Here is an 18,350-nt window from a genome sequence, read left to right as displayed (position 1 = left end):
TCTCCTACCCGCTCCGTTTCCCTTTGAGGACTATGTTGCGGACCGCTTTCCAGAAATATTGCCAATCGGTGCTAAGCGGATTTTTTAAATATGCCGTTAAGTATCTCCGTTCGCTTTCCTGAATCTCCTCCAATGTTTTCGGCATATCGGCATAAAAGGGTGGCAATAGCCCCGGTTTCGTCTTTATGCGCAACTCCTGCAACTCCTTGTCGTAAAGATGGAAATAATGGCTGCTGAGCGGACGCACCCCCACCAGCTTCAGGTCGCCCTTGACCCAGTTGATAAGCATGGGCAACTCGTCCAACCACGTCTTGCGCAGGAAACGCCCCGCGGGAGTCACCCGATAGTCATAGGCAATCTTTCCCCCGGCGGACAATCCTTCTTGCCGATAGATGTAGGATTGCAGATACTCGGAGTAGGCGTGCATGGTGCGGAACTTGTAAACACCGATAATCTCTCCCCCCTTGCCGTGCCGGCGAAGCCGGATCAACGGCCCGGTGGAGGGTTTGTCGTCACGGATGGGGGCTTTTATCTTGGAGGCGATCGCGTAAAACCGCCCGTTGCTTACTTCTTCGTATAGCACATCGAATCCCGCCCGATAGAGCCTTCCCAATACCTCCACACGGGTGAGTGCCCGCAGTTTGCCGCCCGTCGTCCAAAAGTAAAACCCCCGGGTAAGCGACAGCTTGGGAGAGAGACGGTGCCAACAATAATCCAACGCGTAAAGCAGGTGGTTGATAACCGGGGGGCTCTGACGCAAGACTTTTTCACGACGCAACGCGGCCGTCACGCAATGGCAGGCGATAAAGCCTCCCTCGGGCAGACAGTAGTTGGTGTAGGAAAAAAGCGTGTTGATATGCCTGATCCTGTTCAGTGAGCGCAAATGAACAACCAGACGCGGTGATCTTATTTTGTGGGCGAGTATATTTTCCGGATCGGAGGTGTCAATCAAGAGTGTATTTTCAGAGAAAGCATTCTTGTTCTCTTTTAGCCGGCGAACGATGTCTTCACCATCCGCTGACACTTTACGGGCAAGGGTAAATAAACAGTCAATATCTTTATCCCAAACGGTATTCTGCAAACCGTCTCCCGACTTAAGCCCTATCTCGGTAACATCGTTTAAAGGAGGTTCCTCATAAAAATAAGGGATTTTCCGATAGACCAGCTTGCGGAGAAGACCGTAGAGCCCCCATTCCAGAAGCACAATGATTCCCGTGGCAAGCAGGATGGAGTGGTCGAACTCGTAGCCGGGCACGCATCTCCGGTAAAGCAAAAAGAGGAACAACCCCGACAGGACGCCTTGCAGGAATATTCCCGACAACGCATAGCGTATCCGCTTATACGAATCGAATTGCAGTTTCCGGGTGATTATCCCGAAAATTACCCAGAGAAAAGCGGACAGCACCAGCCAGTACCACCGGGGCAAATCGCCGAAATAGCGGGCAAACCAAAACGCGAACAGGGCGATGAGAAAATCACACAGCGCGATGACAACCTCCCTGCGTGAAAAAGATTTCATCCCTTGGTGCTTATAAGATGACATACTTTTTCGATATCTTCTTCGGAGATATACGGGTGCAGGGGTAATGAGAGTACGGTATCGCACAGTCTCACAGCCACGGGGCAGCTTCCGGCAGGCAGGTTGAGGCTCTTGTATGCCGTTTGTCTATGCATGGGTGTGGGATAGTAAATCATGGAGGGAACGCCGTTTTCCTTTAACCGGAGTTGAAGCGCGTCGCGTTCTTCCTTACTGTTGAGCCGTATGGTGTATTGCGCCCAACTGGAATAGTATCCCTCGGGAATAACGGGAGTATGGACGATTCCCCGAAGGTTCGCCGTATAGAGGCTGGCCGCCCGGTTGATGTCGGTTAATTCATGTTCGCGGAAAGCTTTAAACTTGACTTGCAGGATGGCTGCCTGAAGGGTGTCGAGACGCGAATTCATGCCGATGCGCACGTTGTCGTATTTGTAAGATCCTTTGCCGTGTACACGGAGCGAATCCATCTTGGCCGCCCACTCGTCATTGTCGGTGAAAACAGCGCCGCCGTCGCCGTAACATCCCAACGGCTTGGCGGGGAAGAACGAGGTGGTGGAAATATCGCCGAAGCTGCATGCGCGCTTGCCACCGATTGCTCCCCCAAAGCCTTGGGCCCCGTCTTCGAGAATAAGCAAGCCGTATTTGCCGGCAATCTTCCGGATGGCGGCATAGTCGGCAGGCAACCCAAACAGATCGACCGTGATAATCGCTTTCGGAGTGAGCATGCCCTCCCCGGCGGTCTTCTCGACGGCCCTCTCCAAATCGGCCGCGTCCATATTAAAGGTTCCGGCATCCACATCCACAAAAACGGGCGTCGCCCCTTCGAGGGAGATAACTTCCGCCGAGGCAAAAAAGGTGAAATCCGGCACAAACACGGCGTCGCCCTTGCCCACATCCCATGCCTTGAGGCCCAGGGTGAGGGCGTCAGTGCCGTTGCCGCAAGTGACGCAATGCTTTACGCCAACATATTCCGCTAACGAGGCTTCAAGTTCTTTTACGGGTTTTCCCATGATGTAGCCACCCGACGCAACGGTGCTTATCATCGCTTTGTCCAGCTCGGGCTTCAGTACTTGATACTGCTTTACTAAATCTCTGAATTGCATTTTATTCCATTTCAATTAATCCGCTCTCTGTCGCTTGATACGTTTTTCCACACTTCCCGCATATCAGGTCATCCGGCAAACGTTGTCCACATTCACACACCCAGCCGATCCGGCGGGCGGGGACACCGGCCATCAGCGCATGATCGGGCACGTCGCTGACAACGACCGCACCCGCGGCCACAAGGGCGCTACGTCCTACCGTATGTCCGCAAACAACCGTGGAGTTGGCGCCTAACGAAGCCCCTTCCTTAATCAATGTTTTGGCATAAACACCGTGGACGGGATAGTGCGCGCGCGGGGTGAGCACATTGGTGAAAACACAGGAAGGGCCGCAGAAGACGTTATCCTCCAACTCCACCCCCTCGTAAACGGAGACGTTGTTCTGGATCCGCACGCCGTTGCCTACCCGCACATTGTTGGCAATGTTCACGTTCTGTCCCAGCGAACAGTCGGACCCGATAACAGCTCCCTTCTGTATATGGGAGAAGTGCCATATTTTGGTGTTTTTCCCCACCGTGGCACCCTCATCGACATAACTGCTAGGGTGCACGAAATAATCGTCGGGCGTTCTCATTGCTTTTCGATAATTTGTTGCACGGTTTCCAATACTTTGACTACTTCGTAGCCGGCTTGTCCGTCGTTGATGCCGATGGTGGAGTCGAGGTGCTCCACAAAATAGGCCAGTTCCTCGGTCAACGGTTGTTTCTTTTCATACGCGATGATTTCATCGGGCGCTTCCACTTTCACGGGAATGCCGTTTTTCATGTCGATCCGTTTGTTGTAGAAATGTATCTCCTTCTCTGGCGTGGCATCGTCGAACGCAATCATCCCTTTGCTCCCAACCGCCACCAACAGTTGCTGCTTGTAAGGATGCAGCCAGGAGACGAATATGTGCGCGTGCACGTTGTGCGGATATTCCAATAAGGTAAGTGTACTGTCATACACTTTGTCTTGAAGAAATTTGCTGCCTTTAGCCTTGATACTACAAGCAGAATCACCTGTCAGATAGTCAAGTATGGATATGTCGTGCGGGGCAAAAGAAGAGAAAACGCTTTCTTCCGTGCGCACTGTGCCGAGGTTTAGGCGGCAGGAGTAGAGGTAGAACAGTTTTCCCAACTTGCCGCTATCGATGATCTCTTTTATTTTCCGGTAGGCCGGATGAAACAGCAAAACGTGTCCCACCATGAGACGGGCGCCACTCTCCCCGGCCAGCCTGACCAATTCGGCGGATTCTGCCGAGGTGAGGGTCATCGGTTTCTCCATCAGCACGTTCAAACCGCGTTGAAGCAGTTTCACCCCCACCGGATAATGCATTTCGGCGGGAAGTGCTACCGTGTATCCGTCGTAATGCGTCCTGATGGCCTCATCAATGCCGCTATATCCTTCTATGCCGGGGTATTGTTCAAGCAACAACGTTAACCTCTCGGCATCAGCCTCAACAATGGCGCCCAGGTGCCCGAGGGAGGCCAGGGTGCGTATGTGATTTTGACCCCAACGGCCACCCCCAATTACACATATTCTTTTTTTCATGTTTTACAGTACTTCGATATTGTCTCGTTCTTTGATTGCTTTCATCACATTTTTAGTATCGAAAATGGCGGAGGCGTGGCGTTGCACCAGTGCATAGTCGACAGGGGTGTGAGCCGTTGTGATCAGCACCAAGTCAACCGAGCGTAGCAGCTCGGATGTTAATGCTCGCTCGCCTTGGCGCACCGCACCGTTTTGTTTATAAGCCGGGATGAAAGGGTCAAAAAAAGAGACTTCACACCCCGATTTTTCTAACTGGTCGATGACCTTGAGGGCGGGGCTCTCGCGGCAATCGTCAATATCCTGTTTATAGGCCACGCCTAATACCAGCACGCGTGAACCGTTGAGCGCTTTTTGGCGACGATTGAGAATCCTCGCACAGCGTTCGACGGTGTACTCGGGCATCCGATCGTTAATCATCATGGAGGCCTCGATCATTGAGGTGTGGAAGCCGTATTCGCGGGCTTTCCAACTGAGGTAGTAGGGATCTAACGGAATACAATGCCCCCCTAATCCGGGACCGGGATAAAAAGGGGTGAACCCGAAAGGCTTGGTCTTGGCCGCTTCTATGACCTCCCAAAGATTGATTCCCATGCGATCGCAGAGGATGGCCAGTTCGTTGATGAGCCCAATGTTGATATTGCGGTAGGTGTTTTCTAAAATCTTGGTCATCTCGGCCACGGAGGGAGACGAAACGATGTGCACATTATCGTCGAGTACGGCACTGTACACGGCAGCAATCACCTCGCGGGCGTCATCTCCGTAAGCTCCTACCACTTTCGGTGTATTCTTGGTTTTATAAATAAGATTACCGGGATCGACACGTTCGGGAGAAAAACCGAGATAGAAATTCTCGCCGCACTTCAATCCTGACCCCGCTTCGAGAACAGGCTTCAGAAGCTCTTCCGTAGTGCCCGGGTAGGTGGTGGACTCCAATACAACCATAGTGCCGGGCTTTAAGTAAGCGGCGATGGCCTTGGCTGAACTCTCCACATAGCTGATGTCGGGTTGCTGATGGGCGTCGAGCGGCGTGGGTACGCAAATAGCGATGAAATCGACCTCGCCGACAAAAGAAAAATCCGTAGTGGCGGAAAGGATACCTTCCTGTACCAGTTGTTTTAATTCACTGTCAACCACATCCCCTATATAGTTGTATCCATTATTGACCATGTCCACCTTTTCCGGTTGCACGTCAAAACCGATGGTCCTGAATCCGGCTTTCGCTTTCTCAACAGCAAGAGGTAGTCCGACATAGCCTAAACCCACAACGCCTACAACTATTTTTCTCTCCGCGATGCGAGACAGCAGTTCTTCTTTTGAATTTCTTTTTTCAATCATGAAGATTATTTTTATAAAGGGGTATACAGTTGTTTGAAAGGATGAGAGCATCTTGCATGGAATGGGGCCATTCCACACTTTTGGGCATACTTCTTCCTCCTTGGAAAAAATTTACCGACTTTTTCCAATCTTTTGATGCCCTCGCAATAGGGCTTTGTACGTTAATAAATGTTAATAGAGGGGGGGGTAGAGGCTATATTTTTCCCGGAAGGAACGGGCGTTCCTATTAAAATATGTGGATAATATATCTTCTTATCTCTACCTGGCATGACAGTTTATCACCTTAGTGTAAAGAAAGTATATGTGTTAACTGTAGAATTACTTGCTTTCTTGCCAGCAAAGATAGTTATTTTTCTTTAATAAAAAACAAGAAAATTATAACAAGATTAGCGGGAAAATGTTTTTTTATTTATTCTGTTTTTACTTGCTTTTGAATTTTGTCCGGCAATGTGTTCTGAAATATAAAAATGGTGGAGTGACGGATCGTGATAGTGGCATACAAATAAAAACGGGAGCTTTCAAACAAGCGCCCGTTTTTTTGATTAGAGTTTAATCTAAAAGTAGAGTGTTATATTGTTCGTTAATCTCCTGGCCTTACTTTCCCGATTCCTCCCTTGCTGATGTTTTTGGTGCGTGGGTTGCCGTAGTAAGTGACATTCCCGATTCCGTCTGTATTGATGTCCACCGATTCTGTAGCGTGGCACGAAACATTTCCCACACCATCCGATTCGATTCGCACACGCGCGGCTTTCAGGTTTTCAAGCTTTACATTTCCCACGCCTTTTGATACGACAGATACCGAAGTGGCCGATCCCTTTATTTCTATATTCCCTACCCCTTCAGAAGTAATGTCGATATTGCCGGAGGTAAAATGTTGAGCAGCGATGTTTCCCACGCCCGTGGAGACAATCTTGAATTGAGGTGTATCCAGGGTCCCTTTCAATTCAATGTTTCCCACGCCGTTTGATTCAATAAAATTGAGGGAGGGTGAACTTATCCTGATGACCAGTTTTCCGGATCGCCGGTTGCCGAATAGCCTTTTTAGGTTTTTCTTCATCGATAGGTTGAGTTGGCTGTTTTGTACGGTTACCACCAAGTTGTTAACCATCTCTTCGTTGCCTTCGGCGCTTACACTGTAATGGGAAGACGGAGTGTATTCTATGTTGCCGACCGTGTTTGATACCATGGCGGAAAATGCCGTCACATCGTAATTTCTGTTCGTGATACGGTTGCTTTGAGCACATGCGTTGTTCGCAAAGAGCACAAAGGAGAAAATCAATAGATTTGTAAATACGAGATGTTTCATAATGGGAGTCATTAATGTTTACATATAAGACGTTCGGTTTTCAGTTTCGGTTACAAGAAATCATTTTTTTAACAATTCCAGTATCTTTAGGCGAAAAGCATATTCGTATTTTGCCTGCGCCTGATCGGATAATGTTTGTGTGAGGTTGCTTTTCGCTTGAAAAAGTTCGTAGGAGTTAGCGCGTCCGTTATCAAATTTCTCTTGTGCGAAACGGAACGCTTCCTGTCCCGATATTTCTGATTTTTGCGTTGCTTTCCATTTGCTTTGAGCACCTAAGGCGTTGTGGTACGCCTGCTCAATGCGTTTGCGGAGATCGATTTTCACTTTATCTATCTCCAACCGGTTGTTTTCTGCGGCAAGTTCTGCCGTGCGGATACTGTTTTTTGTCTGGAATTTATTGAAGATAGGGATTCGCAGGCTGAACCCGAGCGAATTGCTCATGTTGTTCCGGATTTGAGTGTGAAACGGATCGTTCGAGCGTCCGCTCATGTTGTAGTATCCGGTTCCGAAGTTAGCGCCGAAAGAGAGGGAGGGGTAGAGTTGCGACTTAGCCATCAATACTTCTTTTTCGCTACTTTGAAGCCGGTATTCAGCTGCTTTGATTTCGGGACGGGTAAGCAACGCAGTTTGAAAAATATCGGAGGTTGAGAGTAGTACTCCTTCACTGAGAATTGACTCCACCGATGGTGCCGAGACATTAAAATCTGAAAAATCCTCCAGCTCCATAATCTGGGCCAGATCAAGCAACGCCAGCTTGAGGTTGCTTTCTGCCTGGACCCTGTTCTGTTCTTCTCGGGCACGCTGGGCTTCCAGTTCATAAATCTCGCCATGAGCCATCTTGCCACTCTTGATTAGTTCCTTCCGGCGATTCATATTGGAGTCCGTCAATTGAATTTGTTCGCTGGCAATCTGCAACAGCTCCTTTTGCAGTAGCACCTGTAGAAAAGCGGTCGCCACGCTCATTTCTATTTCGTCTTTAAACTTCTCCAGATCGGCTTCGGCAGCACTTAAATCGGCGCGTTTAGCATCGATATTGTGTTTCATCCGCAATCCGTCAAACAACGTAATGTCCGCGCCCACTCCAAACGAGCTCTGAGATGAGTTGGTGTTTTGATAGGTATTGTCAAGTCCTATAGATCGGCCAAAAACAAAGTTTTGTCCTGCGGATGCGTTTACACTGGGTAACAGATCGTTTCTTGCTTGTGAGTATGCGATTTGGCGCTGTGCCTTGCTCAGCTCTTGCTGCTTGATGTTTCTGTTGTTTTGCAAGGCAATATTGATGCACTCTTCAAGCGTATATTGCTGCGCTTGGGCCATCGTTGACAAACAACAAAAAATAGCGATAATGGTAAATGTCCTCATACTTCTTATTTCTTCGTTTCAATGATCTCATTGCCACGTACCTTATCATTCATTTTCAACCCTTCAAGGATTTCAATATTGATCCCATCGGAAAGGCCCGCTTTTACGTACTTGCGGTCAAATTCCTGTGGCTTCTCGCTTTTTACGGTATACACAAACGCCGAATCATTGCTGAACTCAACACAGCTCTCGGAAATGGAAAGCACACTGTCGCGACGGTCGAGGATGATATCGGCGTTGGCGCTGTATCCGGCACGGATAAAGACATCCGCCGGCATCTCCATGGCGGCTTTCATCTCAAAAAGGATAGCTCCGCTCTCTTCCACGCCTTTGGGAGAAACATATTCCAGTTTTGCCGGAATTTTCTTGTCCTGAATGGCTCCGATGGTGATTTCCATAGGCATATTCACGGACAGTTTTCCCACCTCGGTTTCGTCAATCTTTCCTACGAAAAGCATATCGCTCAGGTTGGCAACGGATGCGATGGTAGTGCCGTCGTTGAAGTTGTTGGACTGTATAACCGAGTTTCCTACCTTCACAGGAACATCAAGGATTGTTCCGCTCACGGTGGCACGAACGAGGGTATTGCTGTACTTGGCCGAGCTTTTGGTAATTCCCGTACGTACCAGGCTTAGGTTGTCGGTGGCTGCCCGAAGCTCTTCCTGATCGTTTCTGTACTGAAGTTGTACCTTCTCGAATTCCTCCTTCGAAATTACTTGATTTTCGTACAGTTTCCGGTCACGCTCGTAGTTGCTCCGGCTTTGATCGGCGGACAGTTGAGCTCTTTCAACGCGCGATTCAGCACCGCTCAGGTTGACCATGTCAGGAATCACCTGTATTTTGGCGATAACATCGCCGGCAACCACTTTCTCGCCCGCCTCTTTGTAAATCTCCGAGATAATACCAGACATTTGCGGTTTAATGAGAATCTCATTTCGCGGCTGTACCTTTCCGGTTGCTACCGTTCGTTTCTCGATATTGTTTCTCGTAACGGTTTCAATCCGGTACGTTTTTATTTTTGGGCGCGATTTTTGATATAAAAATACAAACGTCCAGATTACCAATAGTCCCAGGAGAACTAAACCGGCGATTTTAAGTACTTTTTTCATTTGAGTTATCGTTTGATATTTAAAGTTTGATGTTTAATTTAACACATTTATTCTTCCCGGATTGCCTCAATAGGTCTGATCATTATCGCGCGCTGGGCAGGGATAAATCCTGCAAAAGTGCCGATGACCAGCAATATCGTTAGCGAGCCTACTGCCATGCCGAATCCGATCTGAGGATCTTTGAAAAACTGATCGCCCTGACTTAGTGCAACCCCAATTGCGGACAACAGTCCGACCCCCAGCACGATTCCTCCGATCCCGGCCAGGACGGTAAGCACTATACTTTCCGTCAGCACTTGCCCGATAATGTTTGACGGCGTTGCACCCAATGCCCGACGAATGCCGATCTCTTTTGTCCGTTCCCGAACGGTGACGAGCATGATGTTGCTTACACCGATAGCGCCGGCAAGCAATGTTCCCAGTCCCACAATCCAGATGAGCGCGTTGATACCGATAAACAGGTTATTGAACATCGTAAACTGATCTTCAATATTCACCGAACCGATGGCATCCTTGTCATCGGGACTGATTTGGTGGACACTCCTGAGCGTTTCTTTAATTTTATTTTCCACCACTTTTACTTTTACTCCCGGCCGGGAGGTCGCCCCGAGAAAATGGATGATGTTGCCTTGATTAAATGCTTTTTGCATGGTGCTGAAAGGCAGGATGACCGATTCATCGGTTGAGCCACCAATGCTTGCATTGGCCATTCTACGGGCCACGCCGATAACCTGAAAATAAATACCGTTCACCTTTACCAGTTTTCCAATGGCGTCTTCTCCGGTTTGAAACAACACTTCGTAAACACGTTCACCGATAATGCATACCTTGCGGTTTTCGGCAATATCTATATCGTTGATAAATCTTCCGCTGATTATTTTACTTTTTTCAATCAGGTCGTATTCGGGGTAGCACCCTTTTACCTGGTACGATCCGCCTTTTTCCCCACGAACCACATTCTTATCGTTAGAACCGCCAAAGAGCATGGGCGAGAGGTGTTGCAACTCAGGTACTTTGCTGCGGATGATTTCCACATCGCTATTCAACATGTCCCATCGGCGTCCCTTGCGGAACCCCTTGTACGCTTCCGATGTGTTTTGTGTCCAGAAAAAGCAGGAGTTGCCTGCAAACCCTTCTACCTGGGAGGAGATGCCTTTACTCAACGCGTTTCCCGCTCCAACCATCAATACAAGCATAAACATCCCCCAGAATACCCCGAATGCCGTGAGGAAACTGCGCGATTTGTTGTGGGTAATGGTTACCCATATCTCGTACCAGCGGTCGAGGTCGAATAAAGCCCCGCCCAATCGCCTCCAAAGGGAAGTTTTGGTTACACGAATACCGTTATCTTTTTGCAATTTGTTATTCATTTTTTTCTTTGACGAGTTTCAGCAATCATTCCTGGCGCATGGCTTCAATCGGTTTTATTCTGACCGCTTTTCGGGCAGGCAGGTATCCGGCAACGATGCCCGCGATAATAAGGACAACGGTAGCGAAAATGGCATATCCCATGTTGACTGTCGGATTTTTAAAAACCGACATCTGGACTTCGTCGGTAACGGGTTGTCCGTTGGCGGACTGTTCCATTACGAAGTTTATCAGCTCGGTTAACCCGACCCCCAGGATCATCCCGATATATCCGAAAATAGCCGTAATGATCAGCGATTCCAGAATGATGGTTTTCAGTATAGACAACGGTGATGCGCCTATAGCTTTCCGGATTCCGATCTCCCTTGTCCGCTCTTTGACGGAGACCAGCATGATATTGCTTACTCCGACAATGCCTGCAATTAGGGTGAGGATCCCGATGATGCTGACAAACAAAGTGATTCCTCCAAAAATCTTTTGCGTTTCAATATATTCGGCCTGTGAGTTGTTTACCCACAGAGCCTGCCTGTCCTCCGGATTGAAATTAAGGCTTCTTCCCAGCAAGCTACGTAGGGATTTATCGAAACGGTCATTTTCTTCTTTCGTTTCCAGTCCGTCCACGGTGAACGTAATCTGATTGAACTTCTTGTCCGGATTAAAAATAGCCTGTGCCGTTGAGAACGGAATGTAGGCGGTTGGCGTTCCCCAACGTTCTTTTTTGGTGTTTATGCCAACAACTTTAAACATCAGTTCCCCTACCTTCACATAGTTTCCCAACGCCTTTTCTCCTTTGAAGAGCGTTTCGGCAATTTTATTGTCCAGGATAATTATTTTGTTGGTCTCTTTTACATCCAGGCCGTTGATAAAACGCCCATCGCCGGGTTTAATCACCAGCCTTTCTATTTCCCGGTAATCGGGCATTACGCCGCGTACGTTGTATGAGCCATATTCCGGACCGAAGGAGATGGTTTGTGTCCTGTCTACACGTGCAGCAATAAGACGGCTTTCGTTTACATCGGTTCTGATAAGGTCTACTTCTTTGTTTGCAAACTGCAGGTTTCGCCCCGATTTAAGCCCGTTGTGTGCCATGGATGTTGTTCCTGACCAGAGTGTTATGCGGTTTACAGCCCTGTCGCTGAAGTTTTCCATGACCCCGTTTTTCAATCCGTTCCCTGCACCCAACAAAACAATGAGGATGAAGATTCCCCAAGAAACCGAAAGTCCGGTGAGCGCCGTACGTAGCTTATTTTTACGCAGGGTCTGAAGTATTTCCTGAAGGTGGTCGTTCATATTTGTTACGAGTTGAGAGTGTAAAAACGGTGCGCGCCGTCTTTACGAATTTCCGATTCAATTTCCCCGTCTTTTAGCCGGATAATCCGATTGGTGACATCGGCGACTGACTGTTCATGAGTGACAATGATGGTGGTGATGCCCTGTCTGTTTAAATCGGAAAGGACATCCATTACTTCAACGGTGGTTTGGCTATCGAGAGCGCCAGTAGGTTCGTCGGCAAGGATCACTTTTGGATTCGATATCATAGCGCGTGCAATGGCAACCCGTTGTTTCTGCCCACCCGATAATTCGCCGGGCAAGTGGTGTGCCCAGTTTTTTAACCCCATCCTATCGAGGTGTTCCATTGCGATAATGTTTCGCTTTTTCCGGCTGACATTTTTGTAGTAGAGAGGGAGAGCCACGTTTTCCAATGCGTTTTTGAAGTTGATCAGGTTGAACGATTGAAACACGAATCCTATCAGCTCGTTGCGGTATTTGGCTGCTTGTGTCTCGGTCAGGTTTCTGATCAGGGTACCGTTAAGGCGATATTCGCCCGAATCGTAACTGTCCAGGATTCCCATTAAATTTAATAATGTGGATTTCCCGGAACCGGAGGCTCCCATAATTGAGACGTATTCACCGGACTCAATCTCCAGATCAATATCTTTAAGGGCATGCAGAGAAATGGCTTCGGTGTGGTACGATTTGTTTATTTTTTTGAGTTTAATCATGAAGAGAATCTAATTAAATTGAAGTATTCTAATTGAATTCGGATACAACTATTCTATCAATGGAACAAAATTAATGCTTTGAATAATACTATGCAATACATAATACTAGTAAAGTTATAAAAATTATGAATAATTAACTATCTTAACGTATAACTCATGCCTCCCGTCAGCCAGAATCCCGGTTGCGGAATATTCCCAAAATCCACATGCGTGGTGTTGAAAATGTTATTGGCATTAACAAAAATGTTTATGTTGTGTAAAGCGTAATTGGCTTTGACATCCACTAATCCGAACGGTTGGTAGGCTGTTGGCTGCTCTTCTTTTATCTCGGTGATGTACTTTAAATAATTTCCGGCGCGGTCCTGCCAACGCAGGTTCCAAGATAGCGAGAGATTTTTAACAATCCGGTGTTGCACGCCAACGGTAAATTTGTGCCGCAAATAGTTAAACACATACGCCGAAACGGGGTTGTTCTGGCGGGCCTCGTCGCTTTTTTGCGACATATATTGATAGCCTATTTGTATGGACTGCAGAGGTTGTTGTTCGCCCAGCCATTGATGCATATTTACAGTGGCATCCCAACCTGCTCCGTAAGTGGAGAGGGAGGCAAGGTTTTGGGCATGGTAAAATCCGTCCGAAGTGTTAAGTATCCAGTCGATAAGATTATCCCCTTTGGTGTAAAAAACATTCAGGTTGGCAGTTAAGGCTCTGTTTTTGTACCGCCATCCAATTTCTACGGATTGTGAGTATTCGGGTGTTAATCCAGCAAAACCACGGTGTTTTCCTGCCTTGTAGTATAAGTCAGTAAAGGTAGGCATGCGTGTGGATTTGCTCCAAGACGCGTAAAGGCTCACGGCATCGTTTGTACGATAAGATACGTTTATTGCGGGATAAAAACCATTGGCTTTAAGTGTGTCGGCAAGGGCGGTGTTGTAGTTATAAAGCCCTCCTACGGAGAGTGTGAGTTTATCGAAAACAAAGTTGTGTTCGACAAAAAAGCTGATGTTCGAGCGGTTATCCCATTTGTCGTAATTACCGGATTTTTGACGCATCAAACGACCCAGGTTGCTGCTCAAGATGCCTTCGTTGCGGAATTCGCCTCCGAAACTTGTTATACCCAGATCCGAAGCATATTGCATGTTCAAGTTAAGGCCATAAACATCGCTGCGGTGGTAGTTGGGTGTTGTGTACCACGATGGTATGTCGGTTGTCCCGGGCCTGAACAAATGATACACATCGTAATGTCTGCTCCAATACAACTGCGGAATAAATTTAAGTTTTCCACCCGTTTCGCCTTTTACCGATGCGAATACTCCACGTGTGTCGTCGTATTGTTGAGGGTATGCGGCCGTGTAAAACGTGTTGGCACCGTATTTTTTATCGTTCACTCCCGCCTGGACGTCGATTGTGGAGTTGTCGAAGTTGTACCGGCTTTGCCACAGTAGGTTGACGATGTCATAGTCGCTGTTTTTGATATATCCGCCGGAGTGTTTGTAGCCTGCCGACAAACGGTGTACGGAATTGGCCGTCTTGTATGCCCCCCGTGCTTCCGCGCCGAAAAGCCCGTGCATTCCACCTTCCGTTTTGAAGAAAGCGTTTGAGTGGGTGTCTTTCTTTGTAATGATGTTTACTCCACCTGAAAATGCGCCGGCGCCGAAAATCAACGATGATGGGCCTTGAACAATTTCTATACGCTCAATATCGGAAAGGTTGATGGGAATGTCGAAACTGTAATGTCCGGTCTGGGGATTGGTAAGGTTAACACCGTTAAGTAAAATGGCGGCCTGGTCGAATGAGCCACCCCGGAGGGATATGTCCGCCTGTACGCCGTGCGGTCCGCGTTGCAGGATATCTACGCCTGCTACGTAATTGAGAAGGTCTTCGGTGCTTCTGACGGGCGCCCGCTCAATCTCCTTGCTCGTGATTACGGTTACCAGTTTGGCTGCCATATTCAGTGGCAGTGGGGCTTTTGAAGCGGTAACCACCACTTCATTCAGTTCTTTTACGGGAATGGTGTCCGGTTTCGCCTGAATACCTGTCTTTTCCGTAGGATTTACCGATGCGGCGTGGGCACTTAATAATGCACAACCCGAAAGTACACCGATGGTGACGGATTTGTGAATACTGTTGAAAACGCTGTACGATCTTCGGGCAAATCGTTTAAAACGAAACGTTTTCCGGTCTGAAAATTGTTTTTGTCTGTTCATTTTATAAAATTTTAGAAATGAAGCGATAAAGATAGTGCATTTTATTCGTCCGTGCCTTTTTGCATGGGGACAAAAATGAAATCGCCGTGTTCGGATTCCCTGAATTTATCGTTGCTTATGCGTTTTATAACCGTCATTCTTTGCCCTTGCCGGCCGCCTATGGGTGCCACCATCCAGCCACCTATTTTGAGCTGATTCAACAGTTTTTCAGGGGTTTTTTCAGGAGCTGCCGTAACCAATATTTTGTCAAAAGGTGCATGTTGAGGTAGCCCCTCGAAACCATCACCGAAGAATAAACGGGGATAATAACCCAGCTTATTGAGTGTTTCTTTCGCTTGAAGGTGTAACTCCTGATAACGCTCTATGCTGTAAACATCAGCACCCATTTCACACAGTACGGCTGCCTGATATCCGCTTCCTGTACCAATCTCCAGTACCTTTTCGCCTGGTTTCAGCTGTAGCAGTTCCGTCTGAAAGGCTACCGTATAAGGTTGGGAAATGGTCTGTCCTTTTTCGATAGGCAGTGGACGGTCGAGATAGGCATATTCCGCTAAACGTTCATCAATGAAAAGGTGTCTGGGAACATTACCGATGGCAGCTAAAACCCGCTTATCGGAAATGCCTTTTCTTTTAAGTCCTTCGGCAAGTTTTCTTGCTTCATTGTTGGGGTGTTGAGATGTGTCCATTACACGATTTTCGGTTTTTTCACTTTGTTTTTTTTGAGGTTGCCCACAAGCGACTGATCCTGCACAGCAAAAGCCAATTAAAATAAAGGACAGGTCTTTTTTTATCCTTGTTTTCATGTATTTTCCTCCTTTTCTTCTGAGATCAAAGATAGTGATTTTCTGTATTTTATACTAAATTTTGCCGGTATTATGCTTCAATTGAAATAAAAATTGTAAATTCGCTCTGTTAATTTATCCGGCAAAGGATGGAAAAGTAATTTCTTTGTTCCTTTTGTAGATATTTCAACATTATGTTTTATGGCTCAGCAAAGCGGTATGCAACACATTATAGAACAGGTCAGGGAAAAACATGTGCCCGATGATGCCGTTGGTGAAAAATGTTGGGGAGTGATCTACAATTCGGTAGAAAAAATGCACTCCGGCAGTTCCCATGGCAGTGAGACTGTATCGGAAGTTTTGCTGGGGATGCCAGTCAGGCTCCTGGATAAACAGGGCGGTTGGCGACGCGTGCAGGCACCGGACGGATACGTCGGATGGGTTTCTGATGCTGTAAGAACAATGACTGAGTCAGAGCTACATGAATACAACAAAAAAGAAAAGGTGGTAGTAATTGCGTTGTATGCATTTTCCTACGAAAAAGCGGATGTTAAATCGCAAACGGTATCCGATTTAGTGATCGGGGATATGCTTGTACTGAAAGGAGAGAAAGGCCGTTTTTATCGGGTAGGGTATCCCGACGGGCGTGAAGCCTATATACGGCAGTCCGATGCCAAGGAGTTGAAGAAGTGGTTACAGGATATGGAGCTTACCCCGGAAAGCATAGTGAGGGTCGCTAGGCAATTTATGGGAATTCCTTACGTTTGGGGCGGCACTTCATTCAAGGGATTAGATTGCAGTGGGTTGACCAAACTGGTCTATTTCCTACACGGGGTTATTCTTCAGCGGGATGCTTCGCAGCAGGTGTTGACCGGAAAACCGGTGGATGATAACGGCAATTTTTCAAACCTGGAACCGGGTGATTTGCTCTTTTTCGGGACGAAGGCGACGGCGGAAAATCCGAAAGAAAGGGTTGTCCACGTAGCCATTTATATCGGGAACCGACGGTTTATACATGCGTCGGATTATGTTCAGATAGGCAGTTTTGATCCTGCCGATCCGCTTTACGATGAATATAATGCCGGTCGTTATCTGTGTGCCCGAAGAATTATCGGTGAAGTAAACACGGACGGTATCGAAGGAGTTCCGGACAATGCTTTTTACAAACCATGAATCTAGGCAGGCAGAATTTTATCCAGACAGCGACAATGACAACGAAAAAAACAGTTCTTCCAAAATGAATTTATTCTGGGCTCCTTACGACCTTGAACTGCGCCACACGTTTACCATATCGGGTTTCTCCCGTAAAACAACGCCGGTTGTACTCACTAAACTTGAATACGACGGGCTTACGGGTTACGGTGAGGCGTCGCTACCTCCGTACTTGGGAGAGACGCAGGCTTCGGTTATTGAATTCCTGAAGAAAGTCGATCTGTCTGCCTTCCCCGATCCCTTATGTCTGGATGAGATTCTAGAATATGTGGATGGTATTTCGGTTAACAATACGGCGGCCAAAGCTTCCGTGGACATAGCGTTGCATGATTTAGCCGGGAAAATTGCCGGCGTGACGTGGTATAGGAGGTATGGACTGGACAGAATGGATGTTCCCGATACTACTTTTACCATCGGTATTGATACCGATGATGTGGTGCGTGAAAAAACACGCGAAGCAATGGGACGCTTTAACATCCTGAAGGTAAAAGTGGGCGGCCCGGACGACAAGCGCATGATTGAAGCCATCCGTTCCGTTACCGGCCTGCCGCTGGCGGTAGACGCTAACCAGGGTTGGAAAGACCGTCAAGCGGCACTCGACATGATTCACTGGATGAAGGACCAAGGGGTTGTAATGATAGAGCAGCCAATGCCTAAGTCGGATCTGGACAATATTTCCCGATTGACGGAAGAGAGCCCTCTGCCTGTTTTTGCAGACGAGTCGCTTCAGCGGTTAGCCGATGTTGAGCGGTTGAAGGGCGTGTTCTCGGGTATTAACATCAAGTTGATGAAATGCACTGGCATGCGCGAGGCCTGGAAGATGCGTAGAGTTGCCGAGGCATTGGGAATGAAAGTGATGATGGGATGTATGACTGAAACGTCATGTGCTATTTCTGCTGCATCTCAACTTTGTTCAGGAATGGATTTTGCCGATTTGGACGGAGCCCTGCTGATTGCTAACGATTGTTTTGACGGAGCCCGTTTGCAGAACGGCAAAATTATCGCGAACGATCTGTCGGGAATTGGTGTAGTGCCCAATCAGAAAATAAATTTTACCCGTTAAGAGGCTGTTTTAACCTGGATTTTCATTACTTTTGCGCCCGATTTTTATGCAACGGTTATGAATTATCTTCTCACTATCGGGCTTTTGGTGTGTTCCAATATTTTTATGATTTTTGCCTGGTACGGGCACCTCAAGCTTGCCGAAAATTCGTGGTTAAGCAAACTTCCGCTTTTTGGTGTAATTGTTTTCAGCTGGCTGATCGCCTTTTTCGAGTACTGTTTTCAGGTGCCGGCAAACCGGATCGGGTTTGATGGAAACGGTGGGGCATTTTCTCTCGTCCAGCTGAAAGTTATTCAAGAGGTTATCACATTGGTGGTGTTTGTTGTCTTCTCTTCCGTTGCTTTTCAGACCCCATTAAAGATGAACCACCTGGTAGGATTTGTTTTCCTGGTCCTGGCAGTTTATTTTATTTTTAGAGGGTAAAGAGGACTTT

At 47.5% G+C, this 18,350-nt stretch carries 16 protein-coding genes; 3 read left to right on the top strand and 13 right to left on the bottom strand.

Translation table 11 applies throughout. The features are described from left to right. Positions 1-4 precede the first annotated feature (4 nt). The 13 genes from KCV26_02675 to KCV26_02615 form a co-directional block, all read right to left on the bottom strand. A complete protein-coding gene (locus KCV26_02675; protein WZX37314.1) occupies positions 5-1,519 on the bottom strand; it encodes a sugar transferase in 1,515 nt (504 codons plus the stop codon). Then, positions 1,516-2,640, bottom strand: a complete 1,125-nt coding sequence (locus KCV26_02670) for a DegT/DnrJ/EryC1/StrS family aminotransferase (protein ID WZX37313.1) — start codon at positions 2,638-2,640, stop codon at positions 1,516-1,518. The genes KCV26_02675 and KCV26_02670 overlap by 4 nt, the downstream gene beginning before the upstream one ends. A 1-nt stretch (position 2,641) precedes the next feature. Next, on the bottom strand, positions 2,642-3,214 hold the full coding sequence (locus KCV26_02665) for an N-acetyltransferase (protein ID WZX37312.1): 573 nt from the start codon (positions 3,212-3,214) through the stop codon (positions 2,642-2,644). After that, entirely contained in the window at positions 3,211-4,170 is a 960-nt protein-coding gene (locus tag KCV26_02660) for a Gfo/Idh/MocA family oxidoreductase (protein ID WZX37311.1), read from the bottom strand. Before KCV26_02660 ends, KCV26_02665 begins: the two co-directional genes overlap by 4 nt. A gap of 3 nt (positions 4,171-4,173) precedes the next feature. Then, positions 4,174-5,505 carry a nucleotide sugar dehydrogenase gene (locus KCV26_02655; protein WZX37310.1) on the bottom strand — a complete coding sequence of 444 codons (1,332 nt, stop codon included), beginning with the start codon at positions 5,503-5,505 and terminating at the stop codon, positions 4,174-4,176. A gap of 580 nt (positions 5,506-6,085) precedes the next feature. Next, entirely contained in the window at positions 6,086-6,811 is a 726-nt protein-coding gene (locus KCV26_02650) for a DUF2807 domain-containing protein (protein WZX37309.1), read from the bottom strand. 60 nt (positions 6,812-6,871) lie between these two features. Beyond that, a complete protein-coding gene (locus tag KCV26_02645; protein WZX37308.1) occupies positions 6,872-8,173 on the bottom strand; it encodes a TolC family protein in 1,302 nt (433 codons plus the stop codon). A 5-nt stretch (positions 8,174-8,178) separates the two neighbouring features. Then, positions 8,179-9,282 carry an efflux RND transporter periplasmic adaptor subunit gene (locus tag KCV26_02640; protein WZX37307.1) on the bottom strand — a complete coding sequence of 368 codons (1,104 nt, stop codon included), beginning with the start codon at positions 9,280-9,282 and terminating at the stop codon, positions 8,179-8,181. 47 nt (positions 9,283-9,329) lie between these two features. Further along, the gene (locus KCV26_02635; GenBank protein ID WZX37306.1) at positions 9,330-10,652 is read right to left on the bottom strand and encodes an ABC transporter permease; all 1,323 of its coding nucleotides are present in this window, start codon (positions 10,650-10,652) and stop codon (positions 9,330-9,332) included. A 25-nt stretch (positions 10,653-10,677) separates the two neighbouring features. Continuing rightward, positions 10,678-11,940 carry an ABC transporter permease gene (locus KCV26_02630; protein ID WZX37305.1) on the bottom strand — a complete coding sequence of 421 codons (1,263 nt, stop codon included), beginning with the start codon at positions 11,938-11,940 and terminating at the stop codon, positions 10,678-10,680. 5 nt (positions 11,941-11,945) lie between these two features. Continuing rightward, positions 11,946-12,653 (bottom strand): ABC transporter ATP-binding protein, encoded by a 708-nt coding sequence (locus KCV26_02625; protein WZX37304.1) that lies wholly within the window; start codon positions 12,651-12,653, stop codon positions 11,946-11,948. 137 nt (positions 12,654-12,790) lie between these two features. Further along, positions 12,791-14,860 (bottom strand): TonB-dependent receptor, encoded by a 2,070-nt coding sequence (locus tag KCV26_02620; protein WZX37303.1) that lies wholly within the window; start codon positions 14,858-14,860, stop codon positions 12,791-12,793. Between the two features lie 41 nt (positions 14,861-14,901). Beyond that, positions 14,902-15,663, bottom strand: coding sequence for a protein-L-isoaspartate(D-aspartate) O-methyltransferase (locus KCV26_02615; protein ID WZX37302.1), 762 nt, complete (start codon positions 15,661-15,663; stop codon positions 14,902-14,904). Positions 15,664-15,843: 180 nt separating this feature from the next. Between KCV26_02615 and KCV26_02610 the strand changes: the two genes are divergently transcribed. From KCV26_02610 to KCV26_02600, 3 genes are read left to right on the top strand one after another with little or no spacing between them, the layout of a single operon-like run. Then, positions 15,844-16,815 carry a C40 family peptidase gene (locus KCV26_02610; GenBank protein ID WZX37301.1) on the top strand — a complete coding sequence of 324 codons (972 nt, stop codon included), beginning with the start codon at positions 15,844-15,846 and terminating at the stop codon, positions 16,813-16,815. Next, positions 16,796-17,917 (top strand): dipeptide epimerase, encoded by a 1,122-nt coding sequence (locus tag KCV26_02605; protein ID WZX37300.1) that lies wholly within the window; start codon positions 16,796-16,798, stop codon positions 17,915-17,917. The genes KCV26_02610 and KCV26_02605 overlap by 20 nt, the downstream gene beginning before the upstream one ends. 57 nt (positions 17,918-17,974) lie before the next feature. After that, entirely contained in the window at positions 17,975-18,340 is a 366-nt protein-coding gene (locus KCV26_02600) for a DMT family protein (GenBank protein ID WZX37299.1), read from the top strand. Positions 18,341-18,350 lie beyond the last annotated feature (10 nt).

It is taken from the genome of Petrimonas sulfuriphila, assembly GCA_038561985.1.
Taxonomy (GTDB): domain Bacteria; phylum Bacteroidota; class Bacteroidia; order Bacteroidales; family Dysgonomonadaceae; genus Petrimonas; species Petrimonas sulfuriphila.
The sequence above is the reverse complement of the archived record's forward strand: the minus strand, read 5'-3'. Positions and strand labels throughout refer to the sequence as shown.